This is a genomic window from Acinetobacter sp. WU_MDCI_Abxd143 (assembly GCF_025514195.1).
GTDB lineage: Bacteria > Pseudomonadota > Gammaproteobacteria > Pseudomonadales > Moraxellaceae > Acinetobacter > Acinetobacter pittii_H.
The window spans coordinates 74,586-89,235 of sequence record NZ_JAHPTH010000012.1 but is presented as its reverse complement, the minus strand read 5'-3'; the positions used below and the strand labels follow the sequence as shown (position 1 = coordinate 89,235).

At 38.4% G+C, this 14,650-nt stretch carries 15 protein-coding genes and 1 pseudogene; 7 read left to right on the top strand and 9 right to left on the bottom strand.

The window, feature by feature from the left end:
- Nucleotides 1–245 precede the first annotated feature (245 nt).
- Both KTI79_RS16610 and cysK read left to right on the top strand, forming a co-directional pair.
- Nucleotides 246–971: an AAA family ATPase gene (locus KTI79_RS16610; protein WP_086265386.1), complete on the top strand. Its 726-nt coding sequence runs from the start codon at nt 246–248 to the stop codon at nt 969–971.
- Between the two features lie 200 nt (nt 972–1,171).
- On the top strand, nt 1,172–2,170 hold the full coding sequence (cysK, locus tag KTI79_RS16605) for a cysteine synthase A (protein ID WP_086265385.1): 999 nt from the start codon (nt 1,172–1,174) through the stop codon (nt 2,168–2,170).
- Between the two features lie 57 nt (nt 2,171–2,227).
- Here the strand turns inward: cysK and KTI79_RS16600 are convergent, their stop codons facing one another.
- The 4 genes from KTI79_RS16600 to KTI79_RS16585 all read right to left on the bottom strand — a co-directional run bounded on the left by KTI79_RS16600 (nt 2,228) and on the right by KTI79_RS16585 (nt 4,426).
- The gene (locus tag KTI79_RS16600) at nt 2,228–2,809 is read right to left on the bottom strand and encodes a lytic transglycosylase domain-containing protein (RefSeq protein WP_214287907.1); all 582 of its coding nucleotides are present in this window, start codon (nt 2,807–2,809) and stop codon (nt 2,228–2,230) included.
- A gap of 302 nt (nt 2,810–3,111) precedes the next feature.
- Entirely contained in the window at nt 3,112–3,351 is a 240-nt protein-coding gene (locus KTI79_RS16595; protein ID WP_086265391.1) for a DUF2798 domain-containing protein, read from the bottom strand.
- Between the two features lie 4 nt (nt 3,352–3,355).
- A complete protein-coding gene (locus KTI79_RS16590) occupies nt 3,356–3,922 on the bottom strand; it encodes a flavodoxin family protein (RefSeq protein WP_086265383.1) in 567 nt (188 codons plus the stop codon).
- Between the two features lie 18 nt (nt 3,923–3,940).
- Nucleotides 3,941–4,426 carry a DUF2938 domain-containing protein gene (locus tag KTI79_RS16585; protein ID WP_086265382.1) on the bottom strand — a complete coding sequence of 162 codons (486 nt, stop codon included), beginning with the start codon at nt 4,424–4,426 and terminating at the stop codon, nt 3,941–3,943.
- A gap of 80 nt (nt 4,427–4,506) precedes the next feature.
- Here KTI79_RS16585 and KTI79_RS16580 point away from each other — a divergent pair, with 80 nt between their 5' ends.
- The 4 genes from KTI79_RS16580 to KTI79_RS16565 all read left to right on the top strand — a co-directional run bounded on the left by KTI79_RS16580 (nt 4,507) and on the right by KTI79_RS16565 (nt 9,727).
- On the top strand, nt 4,507–4,911 hold the full coding sequence (locus tag KTI79_RS16580; RefSeq protein WP_086265381.1) for a helix-turn-helix domain-containing protein: 405 nt from the start codon (nt 4,507–4,509) through the stop codon (nt 4,909–4,911).
- A 150-nt stretch (nt 4,912–5,061) separates the two neighbouring features.
- Nucleotides 5,062–6,321: an esterase-like activity of phytase family protein gene (locus tag KTI79_RS16575; protein WP_086265380.1), complete on the top strand. Its 1,260-nt coding sequence runs from the start codon at nt 5,062–5,064 to the stop codon at nt 6,319–6,321.
- Between the two features lie 212 nt (nt 6,322–6,533).
- Complete coding sequence (locus tag KTI79_RS16570) at nt 6,534–8,912, top strand: YgiQ family radical SAM protein (RefSeq protein WP_057077470.1); 2,379 nt, start codon at nt 6,534–6,536, stop codon at nt 8,910–8,912.
- Nucleotides 8,913–9,226: 314 nt separating this feature from the next.
- Nucleotides 9,227–9,727, top strand: coding sequence for a DUF2726 domain-containing protein (locus KTI79_RS16565; RefSeq protein ID WP_086265379.1), 501 nt, complete (start codon nt 9,227–9,229; stop codon nt 9,725–9,727).
- Nucleotides 9,728–9,880: 153 nt separating this feature from the next.
- On the opposite strand, the gene KTI79_RS16560 is transcribed toward KTI79_RS16565, so the two are convergent.
- Nucleotides 9,881–10,234, bottom strand: a complete 354-nt coding sequence (locus tag KTI79_RS16560; RefSeq protein WP_069122028.1) for a RidA family protein — start codon at nt 10,232–10,234, stop codon at nt 9,881–9,883.
- Nucleotides 10,235–10,426: 192 nt separating this feature from the next.
- On the opposite strand from KTI79_RS16560, the pseudogene KTI79_RS16555 reads away from it, so the two are divergent.
- A pseudogene (locus KTI79_RS16555) lies at nt 10,427–10,543 on the top strand (hypothetical protein).
- 4 nt (nt 10,544–10,547) lie between these two features.
- On the opposite strand, the gene dinB reads toward KTI79_RS16555, so the two are convergent.
- The 4 genes from dinB to KTI79_RS16535 all read right to left on the bottom strand — a co-directional run bounded on the left by dinB (nt 10,548) and on the right by KTI79_RS16535 (nt 14,625).
- Nucleotides 10,548–11,603 carry a DNA polymerase IV gene (dinB, locus tag KTI79_RS16550; RefSeq protein ID WP_086265378.1) on the bottom strand — a complete coding sequence of 352 codons (1,056 nt, stop codon included), beginning with the start codon at nt 11,601–11,603 and terminating at the stop codon, nt 10,548–10,550.
- A gap of 1 nt (nt 11,604) precedes the next feature.
- On the bottom strand, nt 11,605–12,363 hold the full coding sequence (locus KTI79_RS16545) for a GH25 family lysozyme (protein ID WP_086265377.1): 759 nt from the start codon (nt 12,361–12,363) through the stop codon (nt 11,605–11,607).
- A gap of 76 nt (nt 12,364–12,439) precedes the next feature.
- Nucleotides 12,440–13,831: a multidrug transporter subunit MdtD gene (gene mdtD / locus KTI79_RS16540; RefSeq protein ID WP_086265376.1), complete on the bottom strand. Its 1,392-nt coding sequence runs from the start codon at nt 13,829–13,831 to the stop codon at nt 12,440–12,442.
- 170 nt (nt 13,832–14,001) lie between these two features.
- Nucleotides 14,002–14,625, bottom strand: coding sequence for a TIGR00730 family Rossman fold protein (locus KTI79_RS16535; protein WP_032012517.1), 624 nt, complete (start codon nt 14,623–14,625; stop codon nt 14,002–14,004).
- Nucleotides 14,626–14,650: the final 25 nt, after the last annotated feature.

Genomic DNA, 14,650 nt, shown 5'->3' with positions numbered 1-14,650 from the left:
GGTTACCCATGTGAGAGTAAGTCATCGCCAGCTCATTATTCTAAACACCCCCATTCCAATGAATGGGGGTGTTTTTTATGCGTGAGAAAAATGTTTTAAGAGCTTATTCTTGGCTTAACTGTTTCAAAGTAGAATTTCTATGGATAAGAAAAGCGTCAAATTAAGGCGTTGAGAACTGTATAAGCATGTTATTGCTACTCAAAATTCACTATGCTATAGAATGAAAATAGATTTCTAATAGTATTATGGAAGAAAAACCTTATATCAGAGCCATAAAGCTGAAAGCTCCAGAGGGCTTGGACTGGGCCAGTTATCCCTATGTTATTCCAGCAGTAAATGATTTGGAAAATATTGAATTTCATCCTGATGTTACATTTTTTGTTGGGGAAAATGGTTCAGGCAAGTCCACTATTCTCGAAGCGTTGGCACTGGCATTAGGCTTTTCGGAAGAAGGCGGGACACGCAATGTTCAACTGAATACGGCTACCACCAGTTCTGTTTTGTATCAATCTCTACGCACAATAAAAAGCTATAAAAAGCCTCAGGACTATTATTTTTTAAGGGCCGAAAGTTTTTATAACGTGGCAACTTATATGAAAGAAATAGATTATCTGGCGGGTTACGGTGGAGATATACATACCCGTTCTCATGGGGAGGGATTTTTAAAGCTATTAACCATGAAGTTAAAAGGACAAGGTTTATATCTTTTGGATGAACCGGAAGCCGCTTTATCGCCAACCATGCTGATGACAACGCTATCAGTCTTAGATCGTTTATGTCGGGCACAATCCCAATTTATTATTGCAACACATTCCCCTATCCTTTTGGCGTACCCAAATGCAAAAATTTACCAGTTTTCGGAATCGGGAATTGAACAGGTGAGCTATGAAGAAACAGAACATTTCCGAGTAACAAAGGATTTTTTGAATAATTACCAAAAGAGATTAGCGCAAATTCTGGGTGAGCAATAAGGAGTAGAAGATTAATGCTTGTTTACTCATTATTTTTTGGTCATGATGCATTGAGTTAAAAGGGTCATTTACTTTTATTGTTTATACTTAAGGTATTGAAAAATATTTATTTTTTATAATTTTTTATCTTTGCTGCTTTTCTCCTAATTCCACAAGCCTATAATGATTCAGAATCATTCCAAATCTAATAAGGATATAACATGTCTACCGATCAGCAATTCCCAATACCCAATAATTTAGGTATCGCAGTTTATTCAAATAATGCAGAAGCTATTGGTAATACGCCTTTAGTTCGTATCAACCGTTTAATTAAAACTGGTGCAACTGTATTAGCGAAAGTAGAAAGTCGTAATCCTGCCTTTTCTGTGAAATGCCGTATTGGGGCTGCACTTATTGCAGATGCAGAAAAAAGAGGTGTGTTGAAAGAAGGCATGCATATTGTTGAACCAACTAGTGGTAATACAGGGATTGCATTGGCTTTTGTTGCAGCGGCGAAGGGTTATCCAATTACTTTGACTATGCCAGCCAGCATGAGTCTTGAACGTAGAAAAGTATTAAAAGCTTTAGGTGCTAATTTAGTTCTAACTGAACCGGCGAAAGGGATGAAAGGTGCGGTTGATGAAGCGGTACGATTAGCAACTGAGCAACCAGATGTTTATTTCTTACCTCAACAATTCGAAAACCCAGCCAATCCACAAATTCATGTGGACACAACTGGCCCAGAAATTTGGCAAGCAACAGGTGGGCAGGTTGATATTTTAGTTGCTGGCGTAGGTACTGGAGGTACGATAACGGGTATTTCTCGTTATTTTGAAAAGGTCCAAAATAAGCCATTGTACTCAGTAGCAGTTGAACCTGCTGAGTCTCCAATTATTACTCAAACCAAAAATGGTGAAAGTATTACGCCTGCACCTCATAAAATTCAGGGGATTGGTGCAAATTTTATTCCAAAAAATCTTGATTTAGATTTGGTTGATGAAGTCTTACCAGTGAGTAGTGAAGAAGCAATTCAATGGGCAAGAAACTGTGCAACTCAAGAAGGTATTTTGGTAGGTATCTCAAGTGGAGCTGCATTGGCTGCTGCAGCTAAAATTGCAGAGCGTCCTGAAAATGCTGATAAAACAATAGTTGTTATTCTTCCTGATAGCGGGGAACGTTATTTATCTTCTGTTTTATTTGAAGGTTTATTTGACGAATAAAATTAACTATATAAAAAAGCCCATTAATAGATGGGCTTTTTTTTATTTGATTTTAATTTATAAAGCACTTTTTAAAGTTTTCTGATGACGTTTCACAGATCGAGCATATTTTTTTGCTTTGTGTCGTGTCCAGAAGCTTCGCTCATATCCAGTCGGTCCCACATTATAATAAGCTGTTGCCTTGAACCAACTATCAGCTGACTGATAATAGTGATTCAAAATATAAGCACCACATTGAATATTAGTGGTTTCATCATATAAATTCCCCGCACAAGTTTGTTGCCAATAACTCGGAATAATTTGAGTTAAACCTACGGCGCCAGTAGGAGAGCGAGCGTTACTATTGTAACTAGACTCTTGCCTGATCACTGCTGCGAGTAAAAGAGGGGGGACATTATATTGGTCAGCACTTTGAATAATCATTGGAGATAGCCGATTGGCTGTGCTCGCTGGAACAGAATAAGCTTTTTGTAAGCCTGATGAGAGCTTATTAGAGCGCCAAGAAAATGAGCCACTGTTAGGTCCTAAGCTTGTACACCCTGTTATTATTGTCATCAATGCAATAATAAAAAATTTGAGACTAAAGCGCTGTAATTGTGATGGTTCAAAATGATCTTGAGCTAAAGATGAGGTAAGCAAAATACAAAACCAATAATCAAATTTTAAATGAAATGATGGTATTCAGCCGTACTTATCAGATCAATATAAGTTCTGTTGCTCAGCACATCTAAAAAGTAAGAATTTTGTATAATTAAAATGAAAAAACCCCGACATCCTGTCGAGGTTTCTTCGTATTCAGCTTTATGTAGCTAACTCCTGTCAACTACCGCTTCCTGCGTTCTTATTCTTCTTCAATGAGACATCCTGTCTCTCTATGATTTATATACTATGAAAAAATACTAAAGCTGAATATCCGCAAATCACCGCAAGTTTTGTACGTTTTAACTTACAGGCGTATTTTTTTCAACTTTCTTAAATATGATGTCGACTAATTTCTGGGCTATAGGAGCACAAATCAATACACTTGGGAAAGCTAATATCCATGCAATGATCCAAGCCGATAACCATAATGAAACAAAGTGATGATTTAGCCCTACAGCCTTGAAAGTTGAAATACCTGAAACTATAAAAGACATCATTCCTGATAAAATTAAGAGGAATAAAAGTTTCTGTGCTTTCATGGCCTTATATTCCTTGATAAGCATTTAAGGTCAATGCAAAATTTTCTCCAAATTGTTGAGCAGTTTTAATATCTCCTTCATCAAAACCATCTGCATTACTGCCAGGTTCAGCTTGAGCCATTAAGCCTGACCATGAACCGAGACGATTGGCTGCTTGCGTATAAGGAATGCCTTGGTGCTGTTCAGGCATGATTGGATTACCGACCCATAACATGCCGTGTTGCATACAAAAGATGAAAATCGAAATTAACGTCGATTGTTTATCACCAGCAGGAAGAGATGAAACGGTAAATCCAGCCGCTAATTTTCCTTTAAAACTTTGTTTTTTCCATAATGGACCAGTTGCGTCCATGAGTTGTTTTAACTTGGAAGATACACCACCTAAATAAGTGGGGGATCCCCAAATTAAGCCGTCATATTGGATGAGAATTTCTGGGCTGTTGATAATATCTTCAGTATTGAGTAAATCTGCTTTCATATTTTTATGGCTCAAAATACCAGTTTGAATTTGCTGAGCAATAAATTGGGTGTGACCTTGGCGGCTATGGTAAATAATGGCAACAGTTTTCATGAGCAGTCTCCTCTTTATTTAAATTTGAAATAGTTTTGCAGTGAGATATAAGCCACAACCAAAAACACTATGGTTTATCAAACTTTTTAGACAGTTCAAAAAAGGATGAAGTGTTTTTGATGAAGCAAAGCCACTACCCATCGCAGGTTGCATAATAAAAAATGGAATGAGGACGGTGACTACACCAAATAGAAGTGCTGAATAAAACTGAGGTTGGCTAAGCCAGGTTGAACCAATCATGAAAAGAAAACTCAATGCAAAGATAATCCCAACACTATAGTGAGCAATCCAACCCAATAAATATTCACCCTTAATTTGAGGGCTTTTTGCAATAGATTGATGGATGAGTTTCCCTTGAAATATCCAACCAACCCAGCGGCCGAGGAAGGCAAAATTTAAGGTCGGAATTTTGAACATCTTTAATATTAATAGCCAGATATCCATAAATATAGTTGCACCAATACCAAGACATAAAGCTTGAAAGAACAACGTAGAGATATTCATTTTACACCTTGCTTTTATACGTATGAAACGTGATAAATTTATTGTGCAAGTTCAAGTTCACTTGAAGTCAAGAGGCTATTATGGATATTGGTGAAGTTGCTAAAAAGGCAAAAGTCACAACTGCAACGCTACGCTTTTATGAAGAGAAAGGATTAATTAAATCGATAGGGCGGCAAGGCTTACGTCGACAATATGGCAAGCAGGTCATTGATCAATTGGCATTAATCTCTTTAGGTCGTGCTGCGGGTTTTTCCTTAAATGAAATCGCAACAATGTTTGGGCAAGATGGTAAGCCTGAGCTTGACCGGCAAAAATTAAAAGATAAAGCTCAACAATTAGAGCAAATGGCAAAGCGATTGCATTTTATCAGCCAAGGATTAGAACACGCTGCTGTATGTCCTGCCGAAAATCATATGGAATGTCCAACTTTCCAAAAATTTTTAAAAGCAGCAATTGCTGGAGAATATCAGCCAACAAAACTTTAAGCAGTTTTTAGCAAAGAGGTCTAATTTTTGAGGTTGTATTAAATAGTTGGTCTTGTCATATTTTCGCCATAAAGATTTCATCTTTTTGAAGTAAAAACTTCATATAAGCTTGATTAAATTTGCTTAATTTTTTACCAACTGTATAAAACCATGAGCAAAAAAACATTAGCGGTATTATTATGCTGTGCCAGTTTAGGATTGGCGGCATGTAATGATGATAACGACCAAGAACAAACTTCACCTACTGAAAACGTTACCGAACCAACCTTAATTTCTTTTGCTAAATTACCTGTAGAAACTTATGCTGCTGGTCCAGACTCTGGTGCATATGTGAAAGGTGCAAATGGAATTTATCCTCCATTTAAAGGTCAACCTGTACAAGGCTTTTCTGCTGCATTAAAAAATGAAGATGGCAGTTATATGGCAATGGCCGATAACGGTTTTGGAACTCAAGATAATTCAGCAGACTTTTTACTTCGTATTTATAAAATAAAGCCGGATTTCAAAACTAAAGCTAAAGGCACGAGCCAAGTTACTGTACAAAGCTTTATCCAACTGCGTGATCCGAATAAATTAATTCCATTTAATATCGTGAATGGTGATACAGCTGAGCGTTTATTAACGGGTGCTGATTTTGATCCAGAATCAATGCAACGTACTAGTGACGGGACCTACTGGATTGGAGATGAGTTTGGACCTTATTTACTTCATTTTTCAGCAGATGGCGTGTTATTAGATGCGCCGATTGCTCTGCCAAATCCGTTAAATCCGACTCAAGAATTACGTTCACCACAAAATCAATTTAATAAAGCGCAAATTAATTTTGTAGAACCTCTAGTTCAGCAAAGTGGTGGTTTTGAAGGAATGGCAATTTCACCAGATGGACAGTATCTTTACCCACTTATAGAAAAGCCAATTAAGTCAATTCGAGAAACGGAAAGACAATTATTGATTTCTCAATTTGATGTGAAGAAAAAAGCGTATACAGGGAAATATTATTGGTTCCAGCTAGACAGCAAGGCAACCAATATTGGTGACTTCCAACTCTTTAATGATAAGGAAGGCATTATTATTGAACGTGATGCAACGCAGAATAATTTAGGCGGCTATAAAAAATTAATTCGTATTAAATTGAATGAGTCAGGCCAGCTAGTAAGCCGTGAAGATTTAGTCGATTTAATTAAAATTGCTAACCCGAATATGCTGTATGGCGCAGCTAGAGCAGGGGATATTGGTACGGGACAGGTTTTTGCTTTTCCATTTGAAACCATTGAAGATGTGATTATTGAAAATGGCACAACGCTTACCGTTTTCAATGATAATAACTTCCCTGGTTCGACAGGACGTAACGCAAAACTGGCTGACGATAACGAGATTATTCAGATTCGTTTGCCAAAAGCTTTGTTCTAAGCTCTATAAATAAAAATTAAAACTGCGGCGGATTTTGTTCCGCCGTATTTATTGCAAGAATAAAATATTGAATAAACTTTAATCAAATTAATTTCTATATTGTTGTTTTCGCATGTTTTATAAACAGGGAAAATGAATGAAATTCATGTTAAAATGATCGGCTTTCATCTTTAGATGTCTCTCCTTCATCTGCTAGCCGAGATTCGCAAGCCATGTCTACTGCCTACACCATGCAAACTGCGCCAAAAGCGTTGTTTGATTACGACAAATATTGGGCGTCGTGTTTTGAACCAGCGCCATTTTTGCCGATGTCACGAGAAGAAATGGACCAACTCGGCTGGGATGCGTGTGACTTTATTTTGGTTTGTGGCGATGCTTATATCGACCATCCATCGTTTGTATCAGGTGTGATTGGACGTGTGCTTGAGGCACAAGGTTTCCGTGTCGGAATTATTGCACAGCCAGACTGGACTAATGTTGAAAGCTTCCGCGTTTTAGGTAAGCCAACGATTGCTTGGGGGGTAACCGCAGGCAATATGGATTCGATGATTAACCGTTATACGGCAGATCGTAAAATCCGTTCGGATGATGCTTATTCTCCAAATAATGAACCAAATAAACGTCCTGACCGAGCAGCAACAGTTTATTGCCAACGTTGTCGAGAAGCATTCCCTGATGTACCTGTGTTATTGGGTGGTATTGAAGGCAGTTTACGTCGTATTGCGCACTACGATTATTGGTCAGATAAAGTTCGTCGCTCGATTTTGATGGACTCAAAAGCCGATTTGCTCATGTACGGTAATGGTGAGCGTGCCATTATTGATGTAATGCATCGTTTGGCTAAAGGTGAAAAAATCCACGAGATTACTGATGTTCGTGGTACCGCATTTATTATTAATAAACATAACAAAGCATCAAAAGCAAAGTTTGTTGAAGTTGCGAGTAATGATGTAGATACAGTTGGGCGTGTTGACCCAATTATTAACCCATATGTCATGACAGAAGATATTGATGGCTGTGAGGTTGAAAAAGAAAAGGGTAACTCTTTAGCTCAGTATCAAAATTTCCAAAAAGAGATTGTTGCGAATCCGATTGTGCGTGAAGGCGACAAACTCGATGATGACACTCAAATCGTTCAATTAAAGCCAGCACCATCAAAAGCAATTAAACACAAATTACCACCACGAGAGTTGGCGGTTATTCGCTTACCTTCTTTTGAAGAAGTGGCGAATGACCAAGTGCTTTATGCGCATGCAAACCGTATTTTGCACCTTGAAACCAACCCTGGTAATGCCCGTGCGTTGGTGCAACGCCATGGTGAGCGTGATGTGTGGATTAACCCACCTCCAATTCCTCTAACTACTGAGGAAATGGACTATGTGTTTGATTTACCTTATGCACGTTTGCCACATCCTACTTATGGTGATGCGCGTTTCCCTGCATTTGATATGATCAAATTCTCGGTCAACATTATGCGTGGCTGTTTTGGCGGCTGTACGTTCTGTTCGATTACAGAACATGAAGGTCGTATTATTCAAAACCGTTCGGAAGATTCGATCTTACGTGAGATTGAAAAAATCCGTGATACGGCACCAAACTTCACAGGCATTATTTCAGATTTAGGTGGCCCAACAGCAAACATGTACCGTTTGCACTGTAAAGATCCTGAAATTGAGAAAAACTGTCGTAAACCTTCTTGTGTTTATCCGGGTGTTTGTCAAAACTTACATACCGATCACGCGCCTTTAGTACAGCTTTACCGTAAAGCGCGCGCTATTAAAGGTGTGAAGAAGATTCTAATTGGTTCTGGTCTGCGCTATGACCTTGCGGTACTCAACCCAGAATATGTAAAAGAGTTAGTACAACACCATGTTGGTGGTTATTTAAAAATTGCTCCTGAACATACCGAACAAGGCCCGTTATCTAAGATGATGAAACCGGGTATTGGTACGTATGATCGTTTCAAACAAATGTTTGACCGTTTCAGTAAAGAAGCAGGAAAAGAGCAATATTTAATTCCTTACTTTATTGCTGCGCATCCGGGTACTTCAGATTATGACATGATGCACCTTGCAATTTGGTTGAAAAAGAATGGTTTCCGTGCCGATCAGGTACAGACTTTCTATCCGTCGCCAATGGCAACTGCAACAACCATGTATTATTCGGGTAAAAACCCGCTTGCTAAAGTAGCTCGCTATACTGAAAAAGTTGATATTGTAAAAGGTGAAAAACGCCGTCGTCTGCATAAAGCTTTCTTGCGTTATCATGATCCAAACAACTGGCCATTACTTCGTGAGGCCTTAAAAGAGATGGGGCGTGCAGATTTAATTGGTAATTCGAAGCAGCATTTAATTCCGACTTATCAGCCAAAAGGCACAGAAGGGGAATATAAGTCTGCTCGTAAGAAAAATTCGTCTACAGCAGGTGATTCGGTTAAACGAAATAACCAGCAAACGAATAATCATTCGAATCAGAAGCGTCCACAAAAAGGACAGGTTCTAACGCAACATAATGGTTTGCCTCCTCGTGAAACAGGTGAGAAGAGACCGTTTGGTGGGAAAAGTAAACCAAAGTCAAAAGCACGTGGATAATGATAAAACAGGCTCTTAAATAGAGCCTGTTTTGTTTTTTATGACACTATTTAAATCGTATAATGAGATTTTTTAGGATTTAAAGTACAAAAAACGTAACGAATAATGAGAAATAGCTAAAATCTGACGAGCTGCACTTGATTGTTGTTGACTCTATGATTATAAATAATGTGAGGGTGGCTAAATTTAAGCCAAGCTTGATAACTACAAGTGAAATTACTAAGTGAACCTTTTAAAAAACGGCTGTGTCGTTATCAATTAAAACAAAGTGTGATCTAGCAAAATCATTATAAAAAACTTAAAGGATTAGACCCATGTATTATTTAATCACGATCTTATTACTATTTCTGGTTGTTGTTATGGCAGTGAAAAGTCTGTCACGAAGGCATCAACATGATAGTGCTTTAAAGCGCCGTGCAGTGTTAACTAGTCATGAGCAAATGACCTTAACCAGACTACAAACAGTTTTGCCCAAATTTACAGTATTGGCACATGTATCCTTTGATGCATTATTAACTACAAAATATGCGCATACACGTCGAAAATATCAAAATATGGCAGCTGATTTTGTTGTACTTGATCAAAATTATCAGGTGGTTGTAGTCGTTGTTCTGGGGGAAAACGGTTTACGCCGAGCGCATCAACAATATGAACGTCGTTTATTACAACTGGCTGGCTATCGTGTGTTGCATTATAGCGGTGTGCCTGATTATCATGACTTAAGAAGAGATTTATTGAGTCCTGAATCAGAGCTGGCAACTTTACATGCGACACCGCAGCTAGAAAGAATGTCAAACGCTTTTGTGAAGTCTTAGACGCTATACCTAGATGTCATAGCAATTTAATTTTAGGACTCATTAAAGAAGATTTGAATAAAATGCTGAAATTAAAACTTCTAAAAAACATAAAAAACAGAGCACTATCCTAATCAATATTGCTCAGTTTTTATTGATTAAAATCAATGAAAATTATGGAAGGACCGCAACAACCGTCATTTCTACAAGCACGTCTGGTGCATAGAGTTTTGATTCTACACATGTACGTGCTGGTGGGTGCCCTTCGCTAATCCATGCATCCCAAACCGCATTCATTGCTGCATAATCTTTTTCAATATCTTTTAAAAAAATCATGACAGAAAGGATATGGGTTTTATCTGTGCCAGCTTCTGCCAATAGGCGGTCAATATTATCTAAAGTTTGTTGAGTCTGTCCTGTAACATCTACGCTTGTATCATCTGCGAGTTGCCCAGCTAAGTGTACCAAATTACCTGAAGTCGCAACTTCGCAGTAGCGTGAAGTAACGTGTAAACGCTTTACCGTCATAAAATGCTCTAATGTGGTTTTATTTAATAGTTTTGATTTTATGAAGAGTTGCTAGGTCGGTGCAAGCAAGTCGAAAAGAATTTCAGTAGATTATTGTGATGAAGGGATATCTAAGCCATGTATCAGAAGAGCCCTGCAATATTCGGATTTGGTCGTCACGCCAATCACAGGACGATATGCCGAAAGTAAAGGTTGCTCTGGCATGTTGCAAATACATGGGTAATGAATATGCGTTGATTAGGTTACTCTAAAGTTTCAGTAAAAGGGAGTCTATTTTGTTTAAAGTTTGCTCTTTTGGGTGAAAAGTAGTCAATTACCAAAGGTTAAGCTGGAAGTCGTCCGCTTGTGTCTGTAATTGATAAACGCCTATACCAATCAGGCGAAACTGGAAATGTTCGGGAATCTGCATTTCATTTAATAATAAAAATAAAACTTGAATTAAGTCTTGTAGTGACTGGATAGGCCTTTTAAAGCTTTTACTATGTTGTAAAGTTTGAAAATTCTTGAGCTTAAGTTTGATATTCACACCACGTGCATTGAGCTGTTTTCTCTCTAGTGTTTGCCATACTTTTTCGGCTAATCCCTGCCAATAGGGCTGGCATTGAGCCAAAGTAAAATCACTGTCAAAAGTTGTCTCTTTCGAAATTTGTTGGCGAGCTCTTTCAGCTTGAACAGGTCTATGGTCAATGCCCTGAGCATATAGATAGAGTTGTTGTCCATATTTACCAAAGTGATGAACTAAAACAGCTTCTTCAACTTTCTGTAAATCACCTAAGGTATGTAGCTGAAGCTGTTGTAATTTTTCCTGAGTGACTTTACCCACACCAGGAATCTTTTTAAGTGGAAGGTCTTGAATAAAAGTAGCAACTTGCGAAGGTTTGATTACACATAAGCCATTAGGTTTGTTCCAATCCGAAGCAATTTTTGCCAAAAACTTATTTGGTGCCACACCTGCTGATGCAGTAAGCCCAGTTAATCTAAAAATATCTTCTCGAATGTGCATAGCAACTTCAGTTGCACTCGCAATCTGTTTTAGATTTTCAGTGACATCCATATAAGCTTCATCTAAAGATAAAGGCTCAATAAGTAGCGTATATTGCTGAAAGATCGAGTGAATTTGAGCAGAGACCGTACGGTATTTTTCAAAATTTGGTTCAATAATGACAACTTGAGGACATAATTTTCTTGCCTGACTCATCGACATAGCAGAACGCAAACCAAATTCACGGGCAGGGTAGGAGGCCGCAGCAATTACAGCGCGCGGATGATGCGAAGATATAACGACAGGAAGATGCTTTAGATCAGGACGCTCTCGCAATTCGACCGATGCATAAAAGGCATCCATATCGATATGAATGATTTTGCGCATATTATTGTGCTTTCACGATGCCTTGCTGCTGTAAAAATTGATGCCACTCTTTGACTGAACCCTCATAAACATTGAGATCTACAGACTTTGTGATTCCTTCAATTTTACCCTGATTACTATGCTGCCAAAAGAGCCATTTTCTTTTGTCTTTCAGCTCAGGTTTTCCTTCGTAATCTCTGACCCAAAGTGGTGTATTAGGGAAACTTCCTATTAATACAATATGGTAAAAAGTTTTGGAAATATAAAAGATAGGCTGTTTGCCATAGTGCTGTTTTAAGCGGTCATGCATGATGCCTATTTCTTTAAGTAATTGTTCTTTGGTGTGCGCATTAATACAGTTACCGTCATATTCTAGATCGATAACAGGAGGAAGGGCATCGGCTTTGTTGGGTACAGTCGCAATAAAGTTATTAGCTTGCGTTTTACCATCACGGCATAGACGATAAAAGTGATAAGCACCTACATGAAACCCATGTTCACGTGCCTTGAGCCAATTTTCCTGAAATTTTGAATCTTTGTAATCACCACCTTCGGTCGCTTTTAAATAGACGAATTGGAATTTTTTCGGTGATATTTTTTTCCAGTTAACATCACCTTGATGATGAGAAACATCGAACCCTTGCACCGGATAATCCTGCGCAACGGCTTTTTGTTGATAGAACAGACCAAAATAAGCTAAGACTCCCATAACACAAGCTAAGCCAATTCCGATTAGGGTATTGTGCCGTGATGTGAAAAAAGTTTTAGCCAGTTTGCTCATTCAAAACTCGTTAAAATTTGAAGTCGACATCATAGCGTGATTCGCGAGCGAGAAACTATGCTAAAAATGCAACCGCTTATACAGACGCATCCTTTGGAATTTGCCAGAAAATAAAAGCAGTAATGACATTGATACAACCGAGACAAATGAGAGTGACATGAAACGCTGTTGTCACGTGGTCTGCACCATAATATTGAGTAAAGATATTAATGAGGGTACCTGCTAGTGCTACACCAATACTCATTGATAGCATCATGATCATCGATAGGAAACTATTACCGCTACTTGCATCTTGTTGAGGCAAGTCTTTCAAGGTTAATGTATTCATGCCAACAAATTGCAGTGAATTTAATGTGCCAAACAAGAAAAAGTGTAAGGCTCTAAACCATGTTGGAGTATCGACGGTCATGATTGCAAAAGAGGCAATACATAGCCCAACTAATGTTGTGTTAATGAGTAAAAAACGTCGATAGCCAATTTTTTGAATAATAGGTCTGACAATTGGCTTTGAAAATAATGAGCCCAAGACCAATGGAATCATCATTAAACCTGCAATAAAGGGTTCAAAACCAAAAGCGACCTGTAGCATGAGTGGTAAAACAAAAGGCAAAGCATTACCACCAAAGCGAGCAAAGAAATTACCTAAAATACCAATCGCATAAATTTTGTTTCTAAAGAGTCGGCTACGAAATAATGCATTTTGATGAGTATGTGAATGATAGGCATACCAAAGCGTTGCGATTATTCCGACGACTAATAGCGAAATACTAAACCATTTTGAATATTCAGGTGAGGCTAGATGTTCGATCCCTAAAGACCATCCGATCATGGCTACAACTAACAAGATGAAGCCACCCAAATCAAATGTTTTGACTGAGGGTTCCTTTACATTTGGCATGACTTTCAATGTCATTAATATGCCAAGTATGCCCATAGGAATATTGATGAGAAAAATCCAGTGCCAAGTTGCAACTTCAACCAACCATCCGCCCAAAGTTGGACCAGCCAAAGGCCCGAGTAAACCTGCAAGGCTCATTAAGCTCATTGCAGCTAAGAACTGAGTTCGAGGAATAATTTTTAAAAGTGATAATCGGCCAACAGGAAGTAGTAAGGCGCCGCCTATGCCTTGGATGACTCGGAAAAATAACAGCTCATTGAGACTCTGAGAAAGACCACAACCTAAAGAAGCCAGAGTAAAGATTACGATTGCCGACAAGAAAATATTTCTAACACCAAAGCGGTCTGCTAACCATCCACTTAGAGGAATGCAGGCAGCAACCGATAATACATAGGCCACCACTACACTATGCATGCGTAAAGGATCTTCATTTAGATGATGAGCCATCGCAGGAATAGCAGTATTTACAATGGTTGTGTCCAAGGCCTGCATAAAAAAGCCAATAGAAACCAAAAGAACGAGTAGTCGATATTCAGGTTGCAAAGCTTGGTGTGTCGGCGTGGCATTCATAACATTTGAAAATTAACGTTTTGGTCTAGTGTAAAACAAATTGAATTTAAAAGAAGTAAGCCAATGTTGAATACCCCTTTACTAAATCTAAGTTCTTTTGAAGGCAGAGGTGAAAATAGTTAAAATAAAAAAAGCGGCAGAACCGCTTTTTAAATAGAGTAGGTGGACAACTAGACAACAAATCTTTTTGGCATTTTTAAGTTTTTAATGACGTTATAAATTTGGTCAACATCATCACAGACAATTAATTTAGCTCGGTGCTGAAGGGGGAGGAAACCTTCTTGTACTGCATGGTCCAATTGGGCAATTAATGCATTATAAAAGCCATTTACGTTATATAAAATCATGGGCTTTTGGTGTTGGTTGAGTTGGCCCCAAGTAGCAATTTCCAATATTTCTTCAAATGTCCCTAAACCACCTGGTAATGCAATGAATGCACTCGCGCGTTCTGCCATCATGGCTTTACGTTCGTGCATAGTTTCGACCACATGTAATTCAGTTAGACCTGCATGTGCGACTTCATAATCAAGCATAAATTCAGGGATTACACCGACAGCCTCTCCGCCGTTTGCGAGAACGCTATCTGCGACTTGTCCCATTAAGCCGATACTGGCACCGCCGTAGACTAAACCAAAACCTTGGTCAGCAATTCCATGAGCAAGTTCAATTGCTTTTTCTCGGTAAATTGGATTATTTCCTGCACGTGAACCACAATATAATGCAATAAGAGGTTGTTTTGTTTTTACAGCTGTTATTGGTGAATCATTTACTGCCATTGTTAATACGCTATTCATTGCTTTATTTTCACCTTATCACGTT